Below are 207 nucleotides of genomic sequence, written 5' to 3'. Positions count from 1 at the left end.
TGCACCATATGGTGTTTGAGATCGTGGATAACTCCATTGATGAGGCCCTTGCTGGCCACTGCAGCAAGATTGAAATCGTTATTCACCCGGATGAATCGGTGACCGTTAGCGATGATGGACGCGGTATTCCTACCGAGATGCACGATGAAGGCGTCTCTGCGGCGGAAGTTATCATGACCGTACTGCATGCCGGGGGTAAGTTCGACG

The 207-nt window shown here is 52.7% G+C and carries 1 protein-coding gene; it reads left to right on the top strand.

Annotation, left to right across the window (positions count from 1 at the left end; all coding sequences use genetic code 11):
- Positions 1-207 (top strand): ATP-binding protein (locus tag A3709_RS12560; RefSeq protein ID WP_197484177.1); only part of this gene is annotated, 207 nt, incomplete at both ends.

This window comes from Halioglobus sp. HI00S01 (assembly GCF_001635445.1).
In the GTDB taxonomy this organism is placed as follows: domain Bacteria; phylum Pseudomonadota; class Gammaproteobacteria; order Pseudomonadales; family Halieaceae; genus Halioglobus; species Halioglobus japonicus.
The sequence above is the reverse complement of the archived record's forward strand: the minus strand, read 5'-3'. Positions and strand labels throughout refer to the sequence as shown.